Here is a 17,671-nt window from a genome sequence, read left to right as displayed (position 1 = left end):
CGTCACGGCAGAAGCGGTCCCCAGTCGGGATCGGACGCGGCGCCCTCGATCGTGACGGGGCGCATGTTCCGCCCGGTCACGTCCACCGAATGCAGCCTGGCCACCCCGTCGCCCCCCGGCGTCTGCCGGGTGAACATCACCACCCGGCCATTGGGGGCCCAGGTGGGGCCTTCGTCAAGGAACGATTCCGTCAGGGTTTTTTCTTCGGCCCCGTCCGGGCCGAACACGCCGATGTGGAACTTGTCGCCATCCTGGCGGGTAAAGGCGATCAGGTCGCCGATGGGCGACCACGCGGGCGCGCCGTAGCGGCCCTGGCCAAAGCTGATCCGCAGGGGCTCGCCCGTGCCGTCGGCCGACACGACGTAAAGCTGCGGGCTGCCCGAGCGGTCGCTTTCGAACACGATCCGGGTGCCGTCGGGGCTGTAGCTCGGCGCGGTGTCGATGAACGGCCCCTGGATCAGCGGGCGGGCGGCGCCGCTGGACGGGTCCATCTGCCAGATGTCGGTGTTGCCGTTCTGCTCGCGCGAGAAGATGATCCAGCGCCCGTCGGGCGAAAAGCGCGGGCCGAAGGTCATCGTCTGCGGATCGGTCGGCACCTCGACCTCGGCCATCGTGTCGATGTCCAGCGCCATCACGCGGGGAAAGCCGGTCTCGTACGAGGTGTAAAGCAGCCGCTTGCCGTCGCGCGACAGCTTGGGCGACAGGACGAGCGTCGCGTCGTCGGTCAGCCACTTCTGGTTCTCGCCGTCGAAATCCATGATCCCGATGCGCTTGAGGCGCGCGTCCTTGGGCCCGGTCTCGTTCACGAACACGACGCGGCTGTCGAAGTAGGGCGCCTCGCCGGTCAGCCGGGAATAGACCTGATCGGCCGCCTTGTGCGCGGCGCGGCGCCAGCCGTCCACGGGCGCGTCGAACTGCATCCCGTCACCCAGCGGCTGGCCCGAGAACACGTCGTAAAGCCGGAACCGCACGGTCACCACGTCGCCCGTGACCGACACCGCGCCGGTGACCAGCGCCTCGGCGTTGACGGCGCGCCAGTCCTCATAGGCGATCGGCGCCTCGAAGCTGTCGGGGGGCGCGATCTGCGCCTCGTTCGCGATGGTGCGGAACAGGCCGGTGCCGGTCAGGTCGTCGGTCAGCACCTGCTGGACCTGCGCCACCATCGCGGCCCCGCCGCCCGCGTCGAAGAACGGCGCGACCGCGATCGGCATCGGCTCGACCACGCCTTCGGTGATCTCGATCCGAAGGGGGCCGGTGTCTTCCTGCGCCAGCGCCGGGGGCGCGGCGAGGACGCCCAGCGTCAGCGCGGCAGACAGGGCGATCAGCAGGGGGCGGCACATCAAATCGTCGGTCCTTCCGGGTTCGCGGGCACCATATCCCACGCATTCAGCACTTACCATTACGCCTCAGCGAAGGTTGACGCCGCTGCCGCTGGCGGTGAAGTCCACGACCACGTCGCGCCAGCGGTCGTACTTGTCGGACGGCAGGTCGTAGCCTTCCTTCTGGAAGCCGCAGCGGATGATCGCCCGACGCGCGACCTCGAACGCCTGCTGCACGGCCTGTTCGGACCCGCCGTCGGAATCCAGAAGCTCGACCGAGCCTTCGCGCGGCAACCCCTCGGGCGTCATCGAAAAGCCGATCGTGACGCGGACCTGCGCCGCTTCGCGCGACAGCGCGCCCGCGTTCCAGCAGTCCTGAATCGCGACCCGCAGCCCGTCGCGTTCGCCCTGCGTCAGCGGCGGCCCGGTCTCGGCCCGCCCGCCGCCGCCTTCGGCCGCCGCGCCCTCGGGCGGGGCGTCGTCGTTCATCGCCTCGTTCAGCGCGGCGGTCAGCGGGTCGTCCAGCGCGGACGGGGTCTCGGTTTCCGCCTGCCTGCGCGCCTCGGCCTCGGCCTCGGCGCGGGCGGCGATCTCGTCGGCGCGGGCCTGTTCCTCGGCGGCCGCCTCGGCGGCAAGGCGTTCTTCCTCGGCCGCCTGACGCTCGGCGTCCTCGCGCGCCTGTTCCTCGACGGCGCGCCGCTCGGCTTCGAGCCGCGCTTCCTCGCGGGCGGCGGCGGCTTCCGCCTCGCGCGCGTCCGCCTCGGCGGCTTCGGCGGCGGCGGCTTCTTCTTCGGCGAGGCGCTGTTCTTCGGCGATGCGGTCGGCCTGAGGTTTCGCCTGCGCCTCGGCTTCCGCCTGGGCCTCGGCTTCGGCCTGGGCGCGCGCCTCGGCCTCCCGCGCTTCCTCGTCGGCGCGGGCCTGCGCGGCGGCGGCCTCGGCCTGCTGGCGGGCGGCGGCAGCGGCGGCAAGGCGGTCCTGTTCGGCCCGGCGCTCCGCCTCGACCCTGGCCTGCGCGGCGGCTGCGGCCTGGCGTTCGGCCTCGGCCTGCGCGGCGTCCGCGGCGGCCTGGCGCGCGGCCTCGGCAGCGGCGGCGGCTTCGGCGGCTGCGGCCGCTTCGGCCTGCTGGCGGGCAAGTTCCACCGCCGCGGCGGCCTGGCGTTCGGCCAGACGGCCCCGCGCCTGGGTCGCATCCAGCGGCGTGACCGAGGTCAGCGGCGCGATGCCCGGCTCGGGCGGCGGCGCGGGCTGTCGGGCCGGCGCCTCGCCCGTGGGCGCGCCGGGACGCAGCGGCTGGGGTGCGGCGGCGGCGACCGCGCGGCCGGGCGCGGCATCGGGCAGGATGACGGTGCCGCTCGCCTCGAACGGGGTGTCGGGCTGGACCGGGGCGACGGTCGCCACCGCCACCGCTTCCTGCGGGGCGCGCAGGTCCGACAGGTCGGGCGCGGCTTCGGGCGCGACCTCGGGCGCGGGCATCGCCAGCGGATCGACCTGATCGGCGGGCGGCGCGACCGAGACGTTGCCGCCCGCCACGACCTCGTCGCCCGGCGCCTGCGGCTGCGCGGGCTGGACCTGCGCGGTCTCGCCCACCGGCCCCGCCCCGCGCGTCGCCGCCGCCATCTGCTGGAAATCCGCCTCGGTCATGGTCTGGACGTTGGTCATGCGGATCGGGGCCGAGGACTGGCCCCGGAACAGCGCGCCGCCGACCGCGACCCACGCGATCAGCGCCGCGTGCGCGACGCCCGAGACCCAGGCCCCGATCCGGTCGGCGCGTTCCATTCCGTCAGCCGTCCACCACGGGGGCGTCCACCGCGGTGGCGTCCATCCGGGGACCGCCGGTGTCCGTCACCAGCACGATGTCGCGGAACCCCGCCGCGTTCAGCGCCCCCATCACCTGCATCACGCGGGCATAGGGGATGCCGCCGTCGGCGCGCAGGTAGATCCGCCCGCTCTGCCGTTCGGCGGCCACGGCGCGAAGGGTGGCGATCAGCTGGTCCTCGGGCACCTCGCTCGTCATCAGGACCAGCGGCCCCGACGGCGGGACGCTGATCGTCAGCGGCTCTTCGGGTTCCGAGGTGATCGCCTCGGCCGCCGTGCGCGGCAGTTGCAGCGGCACGCCCACGGTCAAAAGCGGCGCCGCGACCATGAAGATGATGAGCAGCACCAGCATGACGTCCACGAACGGCGTCACGTTGATTTCCGACATCGGCTGGCTGCGCCGACCCCGGCCGCGCCGGCCGCCGCCCCGGCGCATGGTGCCCGCGCCCAACTCAGTCCTCCTCGAGCTGGCGCGACAGGATGGTCGAGAACTCGTCCGCGAACGCCTCGTGGCTGCCGCTGATGCGGTCGGCGTCGGACGACAGGTTGTTGTAGGCGACGACCGCCGGGATCGCGGCCAGCAGGCCCAGCGCGGTGGCAAGCAGCGCCTCGGCGATGCCGGGCGCCACCACGGCGAGGCTGGTGTTCTGGCTGAGCGCGATGCCCTCGAACGCGTTCTTGATCCCCCAGACGGTGCCGAACAGGCCCACGAACGGCGCGACCGACCCGATCGTGGCGAGCAGCGGCAGGCCCCGGTTCAGCCGGTCCGCCTCGCGCCCGATGGCCACGTTCATCGCCCGGTCGATCCGCGACTGCGCCGCCGGGATGATGCCGCCGTCGTCCCGCTGCGAGCGGCGCCATTCCAGCATCCCGGCCGCGAACACGCGTTCCGCCGCGCCGCGGGGGCGGCCGCTCATCTGGTCGTAGACGTCGTCCAGCGGCTGGCCGGACCAGAACGCGCGCTCGAACCGCCCGGTCTCGCGCTTGGCGGCGCCGAAGGTGATGATCTTCTGGATGATCACCGCCCACGACCAGACCGACGCCAGCACCAGCAGCACCATGACCGCCTGCACGATCGGCGAGGCGCGCGTGAACAGCGCGATGAGCGAAAAGTCGACCGGCGTTCCGGCGGCGATTTGTTCCATGGGTCGGTGCCTGTCCTTGCCCGGGCGACGGCGCGCCGGCGGGTGATCGATGCGGGATCTGGCCGCTTCGCGCGGTCTTTTGGCCGGGATTTAACCAGAACGCACCCCTGCGGGGCAACACATGTGCGTCAGGTGGGCGGCGCGCCGGCGGGTTCCCCCTGCCCCAGCGCGGCCCGGACCGCCGCCGGCACGCGGACCGGCCGCATCGACGGCACGGCGACGCAGACAAGGTCCACCTCGGCCGAAAACAGCACCCGACCGGCGCGTTCGACGCGCTGCGTCAGCGCGATCCGCGCGCCGTGGATGCCGCGCAGGTCGGACACCACGTCCAGCAGGTCGTCGTAGCGGGCGGGCGACAGATAGTCGGCGTTCACCCGCCGCGCGACAAAGGCGATGCCGTCCCGCTGCATCAGCGCCAGCTGGTCGATCCCGCCCGCGCGCAGCCATTCGCTGCGGGCGCGTTCGATGAAGCGCAGGTAGTTGGCGTAATAGACCACCTGACCCAGGTCGGTATCCTCGTAATAGACGCGGACCGGGAAGCGGTGGGTCATGGCGCGGCCAGCCTTGCCGCAAGCCGCAGGGCGTGGCTGGGATCGCGGGCGCAGGACGGCAGCGCGGGATCGTAGGCGACGCGGATCAGGCGCGCGAGGTCGGGCGATGGCGTCACGTGGCGGGCGAAGCTCAGCATCGCGTTGACGCCCGCGTCCTCGGCCAGCGCGGCCGGATGCGCCTGCCCCAGCGCGCCGCCCAGGCGCAGGAAGGTCATGCAGGCGCGGATCGCGCCATCAGCGTCGAACCGCAGCAGGCGGTAGCGATCGGCGGATTGCGCCGCGAGCCGCCCGGGCAGGTCCGCGATCCCGGTGAGGCGGTCGAGGTCGGTCACCGCCCGCAGATCGTCCCAGTCCGCCACCGCGAAGATCATCAGGTTCGCGCCGGTTTCCGGGTCGGTGTCGGCCAGCGGGTGGCGGGCATGGGCCACCACCGCCTTCAACGCATCGCGAAAGATCGCAAGCGAGGCGTCGTCCAGCCCGAACACCACCGGCGCGACGGGACGTCCCCAGCGCGCGCAGAGGAAATCGTCGCCCTGCGTGAACAGCGCCGCGATATCGTCCGCGGTCACGCCTTGCCCCCGAGGGGCGCGCGCCGGAACAGCTGCGGGTAGTCGAGGACAAGGCCCATGTCGTCCACCGGCAGGTCGGCCACAAAGTCGCGGAACAACCCCTCGTACCGCCACAGCCGGTCGCCGAGCCGGGTGTATCGCTGGTCCACCGGCTCGGGCAGGAATGCCCCTTCAAGCTGGCCCGCGAGTTCGCCCGGCAGCGGAACATAGGCCGCGCTGATCGCGCAGGCCTCGCCGATCGCCAGCCCCAGCCGCCGGATCGGCAAGGTGTTGGTGGCGGCGGTCGCGCCGATGTCCACGTCGATGCAGCCGCGAAGGCGGGGGATCGCCCTGCCCCTTTGCTCGTCGTGCCAGTTGCCCTCGCCGTCGGCGGTGACATGCAGCGAATAGCTGCCCGCATAGCGCACCCGCACCTCGCGCGTGCGGCCCTGCGCGTCGGCGCGCACGATGTAATGCGCGCCGTAGCTGCCGCCTTCGCGGTTGCCTGCGACCATGCCTTCAAGCACCAGCCCGCCGCGCTTCAGCGTCAGGACGCAGTGTTCCAGCCCCTGCCCGTCCTCGCCGGTCCAGCGAACGGCGCGGACGCCCGCCTCAGGCGACAATCGTGGCCTGCGTCGCGGCGCGCAGTTCATCCTCGCTGACGCCGTCGGCGCATTCGACGATCCGCAGCCCGCCGTCCACCACGTCCAGCACGCCGAGGTTCGAGATGATGCGGTCCACCACGCCCTTGCCGGTCAGCGGCAGGGTGCATTCGCGCAGCACCTTGGATTCGCCGGCCTTGTTGGTGTGGTCCATGACCACGACCACGCGCTTGACGCCCGCCACCAGGTCCATCGCCCCGCCCATGCCCTTGACGAGCTTGCCGGGGATCATCCAGTTCGCCAGATCGCCGTTTTCCGCCACTTCCATCGCGCCCAGGATCGCCATTGCGATCTTGCCGCCGCGGATCATCGCGAAGGACTGCGCGCTGTCGAAATAGGCCGAGTGCGGCAGTTCGGTGATCGTCTGCTTGCCCGCGTTGATGAGATCGGGGTCCACCGCGTCCTCGGCCGGGAAGGGGCCGATGCCCAGCATCCCGTTTTCGGATTGCAGCGTCACGGTCATCCCCTCGGGGATGTAGTTCGCGACCAGCGTCGGGATGCCGATCCCGAGGTTGACGTACATCCCGTCCTGCAACTCGCGCGCGGCGCGGGCGGCCATCTGGTTGCGGTCCCAGCCCTTCGCGGCGGGGGCGGCCGCAGGCGCGCCGGCTTCGGAACCGGCGGCGGCGGTGGGTTTCGTGTCGGCCATGGCTTACCCCTTCCTCACGGTGCGCTGCTCGATCCGCTTCTCGTGCTGCCCCTGGATCAACCGGTGGACGTAGATCCCCGGCAGGTGGATCGCGTCGGGGTCAAGGCTGCCCACGGGCACGATCTCCTCGACCTCGACCACGCAGACGCGGCCGCAGGTGGCGGCGGGGACGTTGAAGTTGCGCGCGGTCTTGCGGAACACGACGTTGCCCGAGGTGTCGGCCTTCCAGCCCTTCACGATCGCCAGGTCGGCGACCAGGCCGCGTTCGAGGATGTAGTCCTCGCCGTCGAAGGACTTCACCTCCTTGCCGTCGGCGATGACGGTGCCGACGCCGGTCCTGGTGTAGAAGCCGGGGATGCCCGCACCGCCCGCCCGCATCCGCTCGGCCAGCGTGCCCTGCGGGTTGAACTCAAGCTCCAGCTCGCCCGACAGGTACTGGCGCATGAACTCGGCGTTCTCGCCCACGTAGCTCGAGATCATCTTTTTGATTTGCTTGCTGTCCAGCAGGATGCCCAGGCCGAACCCGTCCACGCCGCAGTTGTTGGACGCGATGGTCAGGTTGCGGGTGCCCGCCTCGTGGATCGCGGCGATCAGCAGTTCGGGGATGCCGCACAGGCCGAAGCCCCCGGCGGCGATGGTCATGCCGTCCTTCAGCACCCCGTCGAGCGCGGCGGCGGCGCTGTCGTAAACCTTGTGCATGTACCCCCCTTTGGTCTGGCCGGTCCCGCACCCGCGCGTTGTTTCGCCGGGCGAAGGGTCGGCAGGATGTCTGCACACGGGCGCCACGCTGTCAACGCGGCGGGGAGCGGGGCGCGCGGGCCGAAGCGGGTTGCCTGCCGGTTAGGGTCAGGTGTCCGGTGTGGCCGCTTTCTTCGCGGCGGGCTTCTTCGCGGCGGGTTTGCGGACGGCGGGCGCCTTTGCGGCTTCGCCCTCTGCCCCGTCCGCCGTCGCCTTCTTCGCCGTGGCCTTCTTCGCCGCCGGCTTCTTGGCGGCGGGCTTCTTGGCCGCCGGGGCCGTTTTCGCGGTCGCCTTCTTCGCCGCCGGCTTCTTTGCCGGCTTGCCGCCCTTCGCGGCCTTGGCCGCGATCAGTTCGACCGCCCGGTCCATCGTCATCGCCTCGGGCGCCACGTCGCGCGGCAGGGTGGCGTTGACCTTGCCCCACTTGACGTAAGGGCCGAACCGCCCGTTCAGCACCTGCACCGACCCGCCTTCGGGGTGTTCGCCCAGGTCGGCCAGCGGGGCCGAGGGCGCGGCCCGGCCCCGGCGCGGCGGTTGCGCCAGCACCTCGACCGCGCGGTTCATGCCGATGGTGAACACCTCGTCCACCTCGGCGAGATTGGCGTATTTCGGGCCGTGCTTCACGAACGGGCCATAGCGGCCGATCCCCGCCTCGACCATCACCCCGTCCTCGGGGTGGGGGCCGATCGGGCGCGGCAGGTCCAAGAGCCGCAGCGCCTTTTCCAGGTCCATCGCCGCGACGTCCCAGCCCTTGGGGATCGACGCGCGCGGGGGCTTGGGTTCGTCCGCCGACGCCTCGCCGCGCTGGACGTAAGGCCCGAAGCGGCCGTTCTTCAGGCTGATGTCCAGCCCCGCCGGGTCCTGCCCCAGCACCACGTCGCCCATGACCTCGCCTTCGGGGCCGGACAGCGGGCGGGTGTAGCGGCATTCGGGATAGTTCGTGCAGCCGATGAACGCCCCGCCCGACCGCGCGGTCTTGAGGTTCAGCCGCCCCTTGCCGCACAGCGGGCATTCGCGCGGATCGCCCCCGTCCGCGCGGGGCGGATACAGGTGCGGCGCCAGCGCGTCGTCGATCGCGGTCAGCACCTCGCTGATGCGAAGCTCGCTCGTCCCTTCCAGCGCGGCGGTGAAGTCACGCCAGAACCGCCGCAGCACCTCGCGGTAGGCGCGGTTGCCGCTGGAGATGTCGTCAAGCTCTTCCTCCATGTCGGCGGTGAAGTCGTAGCTGACGTAGCGCGGGAAGTAGCGGGTCAGGAACACCGTCACCAGCCGCCCCTTGTCCTCGGGGATCAGGCGGTTCTTGTCCTTGCGGACATAGTCGCGGTCCTGGATGGTCGTGACGATGCTGGCATAGGTGGACGGACGGCCGATCCCCAGCTCCTCCATCCGCTTGACCAGCGTGGCTTCGGTGTAGCGCGGCGGCGGCTGGGTGAAGTGTTGTTCGGGCACCACGTCGCGCTTGGCCGCCGCCTCGCCTTCGGCGATCTGCGGCAGGCGGGCGCTGTCCTCGCCCTCGTCGTCGTCGTGGCCCTGATCGTAGACCCGCAGGAAGCCGTCGAACAGCATCACCTGCCCGGTGGCGCGCAGGCCGACCTGCCCGTCGGCGCTGCCGATCTCGACCGCCGTGCGCTCCATCCGCGCGGCTTCCATCTGCGAGGCGATCGTGCGCTTCCAGATCAGGTCGTACAGCTTGCGCTGCTCGGCCTCGACGTTCAGGCGGTCGGGCGACAGCATCATGTCCGTGGGCCGGATGCATTCATGCGCTTCCTGCGCGTTCTTGGCCTTGTTCTTGTACATCCGCGGGCTGGACGGGACGTACTCGGCCCCAAAGCGCGCCTTGATCGCGTCGCGGGCGGCGTGGACCGCCTCGGGCGCCATGTCGATGCCGTCGGTCCGCATGTAGGTGATGTAGCCCGCCTCATACAGCCGCTGCGCCGCCGACATGCAGGCCCGCGCGCCCAGGCCCAGCTTGCGGCTGGCTTCCTGCTGAAGCGTCGAGGTCATGAAGGGCGGCCAGGGATTGCGGCTGGCGGGCTTCGACGTGACCGAGGTCACGGTGAGGTCGCGCGACTGCACCGCGCTGACGGCGAGCGCGGCGGCCTCGGCGTCGGCCAGGTCGTAGCGTTCCAGCTTCTTGCCCGCATAGCTGACCAGCTGCGCCGCGTATTCGGTGCCGCCGGGCGTCGCCAGCGTCGCGTGGACGGTCCAGTATTCGCGGGCGCGAAACGCCTCGATCTCCATCTCGCGGTCGACGATGACGCGCAGGGCGACGGACTGGACGCGGCCGGCCGATTTCGCCCCCGGCAGCTTGCGCCACAGCACCGGCGACAGGTTGAAGCCGACGAGGTAATCCAGCGCCCGCCGCGCCAGATAGGCATCGACCAGCGGCTGGTCGATCTCGCGCGGGTTGGCCATCGCCTCGGTCACGGCGGACTTGGTGATCGCGTTGAAGGTCACGCGGCTGACGGCCGCCTTTTTCAGCGCCGGCGCCAGCGCCTCGCGCAGGTGCCAGCTGATCGCCTCGCCCTCGCGGTCGGGGTCGGTGGCGAGGATCAGGTTGGGGTCGGACGCGAGCGCGTCCTTGATCGCCTTGACGTGCTTGCGGCTGTCGGCGGCGACTTCCCATTTCATGTCGAAATCGGCGTCTGTATCGACCGACCCGTCCTTGGGCGGCAGGTCGCGGACATGCCCGAACGACGCCAGGACCGTGTAGTCGTCGCCCAGATACTTGTTGATGGTCTTGGCCTTTGCCGGAGATTCCACGACGACGACGGGCATGATGGCACCTCCGGGGGGACGACTTGACGCGGGAACATGGGCACCGCGCGCAGCGGTGTCAACGCACCCCGGTTGCGCCGCAGCCGGGAGAGGCGGGGTCCGCGCCCGGCGAATGAAAGGCGCCGCACCCTTTCGGATGCGGCGGCGGGACTGCGTGGATGCAGGGCCTTGGGGGCTGCGATCAGCCGCCCATGCCGGTCAGCATTTCGCGGTGCGACTGCAGCGTCGGCAGGGTCTTCTGGGCAAAGGCCGCCAGTTCGGGGTTCGTGGTCGCCTGCGCCTGGGCCGAGAACAGGTCGATCGCGGTCGAGTGCGCCTTGATCTGCATGTCCACGTAGGACTGCTCGAACACGCCGGCATCGGCGTTCTGCAGCATTTCCCAGTCGTCGGCGGGGGTGCCCGACATCTCGGCCGGGACGGTCAGGCCGTTCGCGGCGGCGACGATCTTCAGCTCGTCGTTCGCCTTGGTGTGGTCGGTGACCATCATCTGGGCGAATTCCTTGACCGAAGGCGTCGCGGCCCGTTCCAGCGCAAGCTCGCTCGACATCACCTCGAACATCCCGCTGGAGGCAGCGCGGTTCACGAACTCCTGCGGGGTCAGGGCCGAGACCGCGACGTCCGTGCTGCCCACGGTCGCGGTAGCGGCGGGGGTGGTCGTGGTCGCGCCATCGGTCGGCACCGTGGGCACGGCGGCCGAGGTGTCGGCGGTGGGCGGGGTGGCGGTCTGGGCGGACAGGGCGCCAGCGGCGGCAAGGCCGATCGCGGCGGCAAGGATTGCGGTCTTCATGGGAATACTCCTCAGACACAAGCGTCTGGCGAAGCAACACCGGGGCGGCGCGCAAGGTTTCCTGAATAAAGATCAAACCACGGCGACCCGTGCGGGCCGCCGCCAAGGGCGGTCAGACGCCCTCGCCCACGAAGGCCTTCTCGATCACGAATTCGCGGGGGTCGCTGTTGGCCCCCTCGGTCAGCCCGAACCCTTCCAGCACCGCCTTGACGTCAAGGTTGAAGGCAAGGCTGCCGCAGACCATCGCCCGGTCCACCGCCGGATCCATCGGCGGCAGCCCCATGTCGGCGAACGCCTTGCCCGAGGTCAGGTTGTCGGTGATGCGCCCCATGCGCGGCCCCTGCTCGCGCGTGGTCGTCGGGTAATACAGCACCCGGTCCGCGATCCCCTCGCCGAAGATCTCGGCCAGCAGCGGGTCGCGGGTCAGGTCGGCGACCAGTTCGCGGCCATAGGCCAGTTCGTCGGCGGTGCGGCAGGTGTGCATCATCACGACCTGCTCGTAGCGCTCGAACGTCTCGGGGTCGCGCAGAAGGCTCGCGAAGGGCGCGAATCCCGTGCCGGTCGCCAGCAGCCACAGCCGCCGCCCCGGCAGCAGCGCGTCGAGGACCAGCGTCCCCACGGGCTTGGGGCGCAGGATCAGCGGATCGCCGGGGCGGATATGGCGCAGCCGCGAGGTCAGCGGCCCGTCCGCGACCTTGATCGAATAGAACTCAAGCTCCTCGTCCCAACAGGGCGAGGCGATGGAATAGGCGCGCAGGATCGGCTTGCCGTTGTCGCCGGGCAGGCCGATCATCACGAACTCCCCCGACCGGAACCGAAGCGAGGCGGGCCGGGTGCAGCGGAACGACATCAGCCATTCGGACCAGTGCCGGACGTCGGTCACGGTCTGCGTGTCGGGCGTGCGGGCCGCCGGGGGCGCGGCGCGCGATTTCGTCGTGTCGTCCATCATCGCTCCTGCACCCGCATTCGCCCGCCCGGCCGCTGCCGGGCTTTCCACGTCCTGCATCTAGGCGCTGCGGCGCGCGAGCGAAAGCCCGACTGAAACGCACGGGCAAAACGCCGGGTGAAACGTCGGGCAAAACGCGGGCAAAACTTGCGCGCCCGATCCGATCTCCGATCGCGCGCATTGCGCCGCCCCCGCCCAGATGCGACAAGACCCGTCATGAAGAAACGCCTTCAGGCCCTGTCCGTCCACATGCTGACGGCGACCGGCGCGATCCTGTCGATGCTGGCCATGCTGGCCGCCGTCGAGGAACGCTGGTCGCTGATGTTCGGCTGGCTCGTCGTCGCGCTGGTCGTGGACGGGATCGACGGGCCGCTGGCGCGCCGCTACCGGGTCAAGGACAACTGGCCGATGTATGACGGGGTGCTGATGGACCTCATCATCGACTACATGACCTATGTGTTCATCCCCGCCTTCGCGCTGTTCAAGTCGGGGCTGCTGGACGGGTGGACCGGCTGGGTCGCGATCATCTGCATCGTCTACGGCTCGATCATCTACTTCGCCGACACCCGGATGAAGACACGCGACAACAGCTTCGCGGGCTTCCCGGCCTGCTGGAACATGGTCGTGCTGGTCCTGTTCGCGCTGAAACCCGACTGGCGCGTCACGCTGGTCGTGGTGGTGGCGCTGGCGTTCACCATGTTCACCAACATCAAGTTCATCCACCCCGTCCGCACCGAACGCTGGCGGGCCGTGTCGCTGCCGATGGCGGTGGGCTGGGTGGTGTTCGCAAGCTGGGCGGTGTGGGTCCACTTCCATCCGCAAAGCTGGGCGGTGTGGGGGCTGGTGGTGACCTCGGTCTGGCTGATGCTCGCGGGGCTGGTCCAGCAGATCGTTCCCGAACGTCAGGGACGTTCATCCCGGGCTTGATCCAGTATGACATTGCGGTAACGCTGCGCCGCAGAAAACCGGGCCCGCTCTGCCGCGGGGCCCGGATGTCGGCTGAAGGGGGATGACGATGATCCGCAGGCTTCTGACCACCGTGGCGATGCTGGGCGCGCTTTGCGCGCCCGCGCTTGCCCGCGACACCATCACGCTGGGCATGGTGCTGGAACCGCCGACGCTGGACCCGACCGCGGGCGCGGCGGCGGCGATTGACGAGATCACCTATTCCAACCTGTTCGAGGGGCTGACGAAGTTCGGCCCCGACGGCTCGATTCAGCCCGGTCTGGCCGAACGCTGGGACGTGACCGAGGGCGGGCGCGTCTATGACTTTCACCTGCGCGCGGGCGTCAAGTTCCACGACGGGGCGGACTTCGCCGCCGACGACGTGGTGTTCTCGCTGGACCGGGCGCGGGCCGAAGGTTCGGTGAACGCGCAAAAGGCCCTGTTCGAGGGGATCGAGACGGTGACGGCGGTGTCCCCGACGCAGGTGCGGGTGACGCTCAAGTCGCCGGACGGGGCGTTCCCGTTCAAAATGGCCTGGGGCGACGCGGTGATCGTTGATCCCGCCTCGGCCGACGGCAACGCCACGCGGCCCGTGGGCACGGGCCCCTTCGCGTTCCAGGACTGGCGGCAGGGCGACCGCGTGACGATCGCGGCGTTCCCCGGCTACTGGGGCGCCAGGCCCGAGCTCGCGCAGGCCACGTTCCGATTCATCGCCGACCCGACCGCCGCCTTTGCGGCCATGATGGCCGAGGACGTGGACGCGTTTCCCAACTACCCCGCGCCCGAAACGCTGGACGTGCTGAAGGCCGATCCGCGCTTCAAGGTCATCGTCGGCACGACCGAGGGCGAGACGATGCTGTCGATCAACAACGCCAAGGCGCCGCTGGACGACGTCCGGGTCCGCAAGGCGATCGCGCTCGCGCTGGACCGGCAGGAGATCATCGAGGGCGCGATGTTCGGCTATGGCACGCCCATCGGCAGCCACACCCCGCCCCACAGCCCCGACTACGTGGACGAGACGGCGAAGTCGCCGCACGATCCCGAACAGGCGAAGGCTCTGTTGAAGGAGGCGGGCGTGTCGGACCTGCGCCTGCGGCTTGCCCTGCCCCCGCCCCCCTACGCCCGGCGCGGCGGCGAGATCGTGGCGGCCGAACTGCGCGCCGTCGGGATCGAGACCGAGATCACCAACATGGAATGGGCGCAGTGGCTGGAAACCGTGTTCAACGGCGGCGACTTCGACCTGACCATCATCAGCCATGTCGAGCCGATGGACCTCGATATCTATGCGCGCCCCGACTACTACATCCACTATGCCAAGCCCGACTACGTGGCGCTGATGGACAAGCTGAAGGCGGCGGTCGATCCGGCCGAACGCAGCGCGCTCGTCAAGCAGGCGCAGGCGGCGCTGGCCGACGACTACGTCGTGGCCTGGCTGTTCCAGCTGGCCAAGACCGGAGTCGCCAACGCGAAGATCGAGGGCCTGTGGGAAAACTCGCCCACGCCCGCGAACGACCTGACGGCGGTGCGCTGGACCGATTGAACCGGGTCCGCCGGTGACATGACGGCGCCCTTCGGGGCGCCGTTTTCATGCCGGGCGCGGGGCCGCCGGTCAGTTCTTCAGGACGATGCAGCGGCCGCCAAGCTGCTTGAGCTGGTTGCAGAACGCCGCCGCCTCGGTCCGCGAGGAATAGCCGACCTGCGCCGTGAAGACGCGGCGCGGGTTCCCGGTCAGCGCCTTTTGCACATAGCTGATCTTCCTGCCGCCGAGGATCGGGCGCAGTTGCCGGTTCAGCTTGCTGACCTGCGCCTGCGCGCCCGACTGGCTGGGATGGGCGGCCAGGATCACGCCCCACGGCCAGACCCGGTTCGGTGTCCCGAACTCTTTCAGCGTGCGGTTCGCCGCCAGCTGGATGCACGCCTCGTGGAAGGGGCGCTTCTTGTCCAGCCGCAGGTCCACGCCCTTGGGCGGGTCGTCGCGCCATTTCCACGCGTTCTCGCCGGTGATCGCCTCGACGTAGTCCTGCGTCTCGTAGGGCAGGACCTGGCTGCCGTTGAAGAACCGCATCGCCCGCCCCTCGCCGCCGTTATAGGCGACGGCGGCCAGGCCGATATTGCCGAACCCGTCGGCGAGGTAGGCGAGGTATGTGGCCGAGGCGTGGATCGCCTTGGCCGGGTTGAAGGGGTCGTCGAGCTTACGGATGCGCGCGGTTTCGGGCATGAACTGCGCGATCCCCAGCGCCCCCACGGGGGACACGGCATCGGGTTCGAACAGGCTTTCCTTCCACAGAAGCCGGGCGAGGAAGTTGGGGTCCAGCCGATTGTCGGCGGCCGCGCGCTCGATCGTGGTGCAGACGTCAGCGACGTAGGTCGCGGCCTCTATGCAGCTGCGTCCGTCGTCGGTGCAGCGCCGGTTCTCGGTCAGGCGCGGGGCGGGCAGCCCCTCATAGACATCGACCGCCTCGCGCGCGGGCGCGACCAGCGGCACCCCGGTCGCGCAGAACAGCGCCAGCACAATCGTCACCCAAGCCCGCGTCATTCACGTCCCCACGCCAACAAGCGCCCGGTTAGCAGATTCGGCGGCGGCTTGGAACGGAAAGACGCGGGTGGAACGGCGGGACGCGGCGGGACGCGGCGGGACGGCGGGCGGTCAGGCGTCGCCGTCCCGGCCGGTCGCATCGTCCTTGGGCCGCTTGGCGGGGGTCAGCCTTTCGCCGGCCTGCCGCGCTTCCTTCCGGGCGGCGCGTTCGGCGATGTTGGCCTGCCTGCGCGCCTCGCGCTCGGCCCGGGCGTCGGACTTGCCCGCTGGTTTCGCGACCGGTTCGGCGGCGGTGTCGCCGCGATCGATGATCTCGGCCGGCCGCATGCGCGCCCCGGCGGCGGGCAGATCGGTTCTCGCGCCGGCGCCGGCCCCGTGACCCGCGCGCTTGCCGCCCTTGCCCGGCGTCCTCGGCGCGTCATCCTCGCCCTCGTCCGCGCCATCCTCGCGGGCGCGCTTTTCCTCGACCGCGCGGCGCAGCGCCTGGGTGATCGGCTTGCGGTCCGCGTCCTCGGCGTCGGCCAGTGCCTTCTTGCGGGCGCGCAGGTCGCGCACGAGGTCGTTCAGCTCGGCCCGGTCCAGCCCGGCAAGGGCGTTCTTGCGCGCGCGGTCCAGAAGCGCGCGGTCCAGAAGCGCGGGGCCCAGAAGCGCGGGGCCCAGAAGCGCGGGGTCGGCGGGCGCACCCTCCGCAGCCGCGGGTTCCGGGGATGCGTCGCCGGACGCGCGGGCGGCGCCGTCGGCGGCAAAGGTCTTGGCCATGGATCAACCCTGCTGGATGTGGATCGTGCGCGCCGCCGCAACGCGAAACGCCCCGGGATAGAACCCGGGGCGCGATCTTGGACGCAAGCGAAATCGACCGTGCGTTACTGCACGACCTGCCCCGCAGGCGCAGTCTGCGCGACCTGCGACACCGGCTGCAGATAGCCGTCCGGGGTTTCCAGCAGCGGGCCTTCCAGCCGCGCACTTTCGGCCTGGCTGCGGACCTTCACCTGGGTGCCCAGCGGGGTCTCGTCATACAGGTCGAGGATGTCCTGGTTGAACAGGCGGATGCAGCCGGCCGAGGTCGCCTTGCCGATCGACGACGGGTCGAGCGTGCCGTGGATCCGATACATCGTGTCGCGGCCGCCCTGATACAGATACAGCGCGCGCGACCCCAGCGGGTTCTGCGGGCCGCCCGGCAGGCCGTTGCGGACGGCGCCGTAAAGCTCGGGCTCGGTCCGCACCATGTTGGCGGTGGGGGTCCACGACGGCCAGGCCGCCTTGCGGCGGATCGTGCCGCTGCCGGCGAAGCCCGTGCCCGCCCGGCCGACCGCGATCCCGAACCGCATCGCCTCGCCGCCTTCCAGCACGTCGTAAAGGACGCGGGCATAGGGATCGACGACGATGGTGCCGGGCGCTTCGGGACCGTTATAGGGGACGCGCTGGCGCTGGTTGCGGTCGGTGAGATAGGCAGGCTTCACCGCCGCGATCTCGATCGGCTCGCCATTGGGGCCGGTGTCGGTGCGGGCGCCGTAGATGCCGGGCACGATGTTCGAGGTGTCGGGGGCGGTGGGCACGGTCGGGGCCGGCGCGCAGGCGGCAAGGCCCAGCGCGACCGCCAGCGTGAGGGTGGCGAAACGCATCGCGGTATCCTTCGTGTTCGTCGGGCGGCGCGGCGCGCGCCCTTGGGGCAGCTTGAGAGCAATCGCCGCCTCCGACGGCAGAGCCGGAGGGACGATTCGTCTGGCGATCATTCGCGGCTGACGCAAGCGAAAGGTCAACGACCGGCCCGGGGACAAAGGCCGAGCGTGACATATTTGTTGCGCCCGCGTGCGGGGCCGGGGCCCGCGCGGTGAACCCGGCGCTGGCCGGTCGCGGGAACCCGGAAAAGCCGCGCCGGTTGAACAGGATATGGGTGCTGGGGCGGAGGGCCGGGCGATGGTGCTGAGTGGCGCGGGGCTGGTCGTCCCGCTGATCGTGGGGGCGATCCTGGGATGGCTCGCTGGCATGATCGTGAAGGACCGCGACGGGCGCCGGACGCGACCGGCGGGCACGACGGTCGCCGCCAACGTGGCGGCCGGGATGGTCGGCGCGCTGCTGGCGGCGGTGCTGTTGCCGCGCATCGGCTGGCGGATGACGGCGGAAGCGGGGCTTGCGGGACGGATCCTCTTTTCGGCGGCGGGCGCCGCGATCCTGCTGGTCGCCGTGCGGCTGCTGCGCCGCCCGCGGCCGTGACGGGCCGGGGCGCGCCGCCCGCGCCTGACCGGCCCGAC

General features: G+C 70.8%; 18 protein-coding genes. 3 read left to right on the top strand and 15 right to left on the bottom strand.

The genetic code is table 11. The features are described 5' to 3' along the window. Positions 1 to 2: 2 nt before the first annotated feature. The 12 genes from tolB to FNF32_RS06775 all read right to left on the bottom strand — a co-directional run bounded on the left by tolB (position 3) and on the right by FNF32_RS06775 (position 11,938). Positions 3 to 1,340 (bottom strand): Tol-Pal system beta propeller repeat protein TolB, encoded by a 1,338-nt coding sequence (tolB, locus tag FNF32_RS06830; RefSeq protein ID WP_131672712.1) that lies wholly within the window; start codon positions 1,338 to 1,340, stop codon positions 3 to 5. Positions 1,341 to 1,406: 66 nt separating this feature from the next. Next, complete coding sequence (locus FNF32_RS06825) at positions 1,407 to 3,095, bottom strand: protein TolA (RefSeq protein ID WP_143796540.1); 1,689 nt, start codon at positions 3,093 to 3,095, stop codon at positions 1,407 to 1,409. 4 nt (positions 3,096 to 3,099) lie between these two features. After that, positions 3,100 to 3,585: an ExbD/TolR family protein gene (locus FNF32_RS06820; protein WP_131675257.1), complete on the bottom strand. Its 486-nt coding sequence runs from the start codon at positions 3,583 to 3,585 to the stop codon at positions 3,100 to 3,102. 1 nt (position 3,586) lies between these two features. Further along, positions 3,587 to 4,279: a protein TolQ gene (tolQ, locus tag FNF32_RS06815; protein ID WP_131675256.1), complete on the bottom strand. Its 693-nt coding sequence runs from the start codon at positions 4,277 to 4,279 to the stop codon at positions 3,587 to 3,589. 128 nt (positions 4,280 to 4,407) lie between these two features. Continuing rightward, positions 4,408 to 4,830, bottom strand: coding sequence for a tol-pal system-associated acyl-CoA thioesterase (gene ybgC, locus FNF32_RS06810; protein ID WP_131675255.1), 423 nt, complete (start codon positions 4,828 to 4,830; stop codon positions 4,408 to 4,410). After that, a complete protein-coding gene (locus tag FNF32_RS06805; RefSeq protein WP_131675254.1) occupies positions 4,827 to 5,399 on the bottom strand; it encodes a hypothetical protein in 573 nt (190 codons plus the stop codon). The genes ybgC and FNF32_RS06805 overlap by 4 nt, the downstream gene beginning before the upstream one ends. Then, complete coding sequence (locus FNF32_RS06800) at positions 5,396 to 6,001, bottom strand: putative glycolipid-binding domain-containing protein (protein WP_221930671.1); 606 nt, start codon at positions 5,999 to 6,001, stop codon at positions 5,396 to 5,398. Before FNF32_RS06800 ends, FNF32_RS06805 begins: the two co-directional genes overlap by 4 nt. Further along, on the bottom strand, positions 5,991 to 6,599 hold the full coding sequence (locus FNF32_RS06795) for a 3-oxoacid CoA-transferase subunit B (RefSeq protein WP_185961886.1): 609 nt from the start codon (positions 6,597 to 6,599) through the stop codon (positions 5,991 to 5,993). Before FNF32_RS06795 ends, FNF32_RS06800 begins: the two co-directional genes overlap by 11 nt. 93 nt (positions 6,600 to 6,692) lie before the next feature. Continuing rightward, on the bottom strand, positions 6,693 to 7,388 hold the full coding sequence (locus FNF32_RS06790) for a CoA transferase subunit A (RefSeq protein WP_131675251.1): 696 nt from the start codon (positions 7,386 to 7,388) through the stop codon (positions 6,693 to 6,695). A 147-nt stretch (positions 7,389 to 7,535) separates the two neighbouring features. Then, entirely contained in the window at positions 7,536 to 10,205 is a 2,670-nt protein-coding gene (gene topA, locus FNF32_RS06785) for a type I DNA topoisomerase (protein WP_143796539.1), read from the bottom strand. Between the two features lie 181 nt (positions 10,206 to 10,386). Then, on the bottom strand, positions 10,387 to 10,992 hold the full coding sequence (locus tag FNF32_RS06780; protein WP_131675249.1) for a DUF4142 domain-containing protein: 606 nt from the start codon (positions 10,990 to 10,992) through the stop codon (positions 10,387 to 10,389). Between the two features lie 112 nt (positions 10,993 to 11,104). After that, positions 11,105 to 11,938, bottom strand: coding sequence for a ferredoxin--NADP reductase (locus tag FNF32_RS06775; protein ID WP_221930670.1), 834 nt, complete (start codon positions 11,936 to 11,938; stop codon positions 11,105 to 11,107). 216 nt (positions 11,939 to 12,154) lie between these two features. Between FNF32_RS06775 and FNF32_RS06770 the strand changes: the two genes are divergently transcribed. Together FNF32_RS06770 and FNF32_RS06765 are read left to right on the top strand one after the other, a co-directional pair. Beyond that, positions 12,155 to 12,865: a CDP-alcohol phosphatidyltransferase family protein gene (locus FNF32_RS06770; RefSeq protein WP_131675248.1), complete on the top strand. Its 711-nt coding sequence runs from the start codon at positions 12,155 to 12,157 to the stop codon at positions 12,863 to 12,865. An 82-nt stretch (positions 12,866 to 12,947) separates the two neighbouring features. Further along, positions 12,948 to 14,423 carry an ABC transporter substrate-binding protein gene (locus tag FNF32_RS06765; RefSeq protein WP_131675247.1) on the top strand — a complete coding sequence of 492 codons (1,476 nt, stop codon included), beginning with the start codon at positions 12,948 to 12,950 and terminating at the stop codon, positions 14,421 to 14,423. A gap of 69 nt (positions 14,424 to 14,492) precedes the next feature. Here the strand turns inward: FNF32_RS06765 and FNF32_RS06760 are convergent, their stop codons facing one another. The 3 genes from FNF32_RS06760 to FNF32_RS06750 all read right to left on the bottom strand — a co-directional run bounded on the left by FNF32_RS06760 (position 14,493) and on the right by FNF32_RS06750 (position 17,041). Then, positions 14,493 to 15,404 carry a lytic transglycosylase domain-containing protein gene (locus FNF32_RS06760; RefSeq protein WP_246087714.1) on the bottom strand — a complete coding sequence of 304 codons (912 nt, stop codon included), beginning with the start codon at positions 15,402 to 15,404 and terminating at the stop codon, positions 14,493 to 14,495. A 126-nt stretch (positions 15,405 to 15,530) separates the two neighbouring features. Continuing rightward, positions 15,531 to 16,178, bottom strand: coding sequence for a hypothetical protein (locus FNF32_RS06755; RefSeq protein ID WP_131675245.1), 648 nt, complete (start codon positions 16,176 to 16,178; stop codon positions 15,531 to 15,533). Between the two features lie 104 nt (positions 16,179 to 16,282). Next, positions 16,283 to 17,041: a L,D-transpeptidase gene (locus FNF32_RS06750; RefSeq protein ID WP_131675244.1), complete on the bottom strand. Its 759-nt coding sequence runs from the start codon at positions 17,039 to 17,041 to the stop codon at positions 16,283 to 16,285. A 295-nt stretch (positions 17,042 to 17,336) separates the two neighbouring features. On the opposite strand from FNF32_RS06750, the gene FNF32_RS06745 reads away from it, so the two are divergent. Further along, positions 17,337 to 17,633, top strand: a complete 297-nt coding sequence (locus FNF32_RS06745) for a GlsB/YeaQ/YmgE family stress response membrane protein (protein ID WP_185961874.1) — start codon at positions 17,337 to 17,339, stop codon at positions 17,631 to 17,633. The last annotated feature ends 38 nt before the right edge of the window (positions 17,634 to 17,671 follow it).

Source organism: Paracoccus marinus (genome assembly GCF_007018965.1).
Classification (GTDB): Bacteria; Pseudomonadota; Alphaproteobacteria; order Rhodobacterales; family Rhodobacteraceae; genus Paracoccus; species Paracoccus marinus.
The sequence above is the reverse complement of the archived record's forward strand: the minus strand, read 5'-3'. Positions and strand labels throughout refer to the sequence as shown.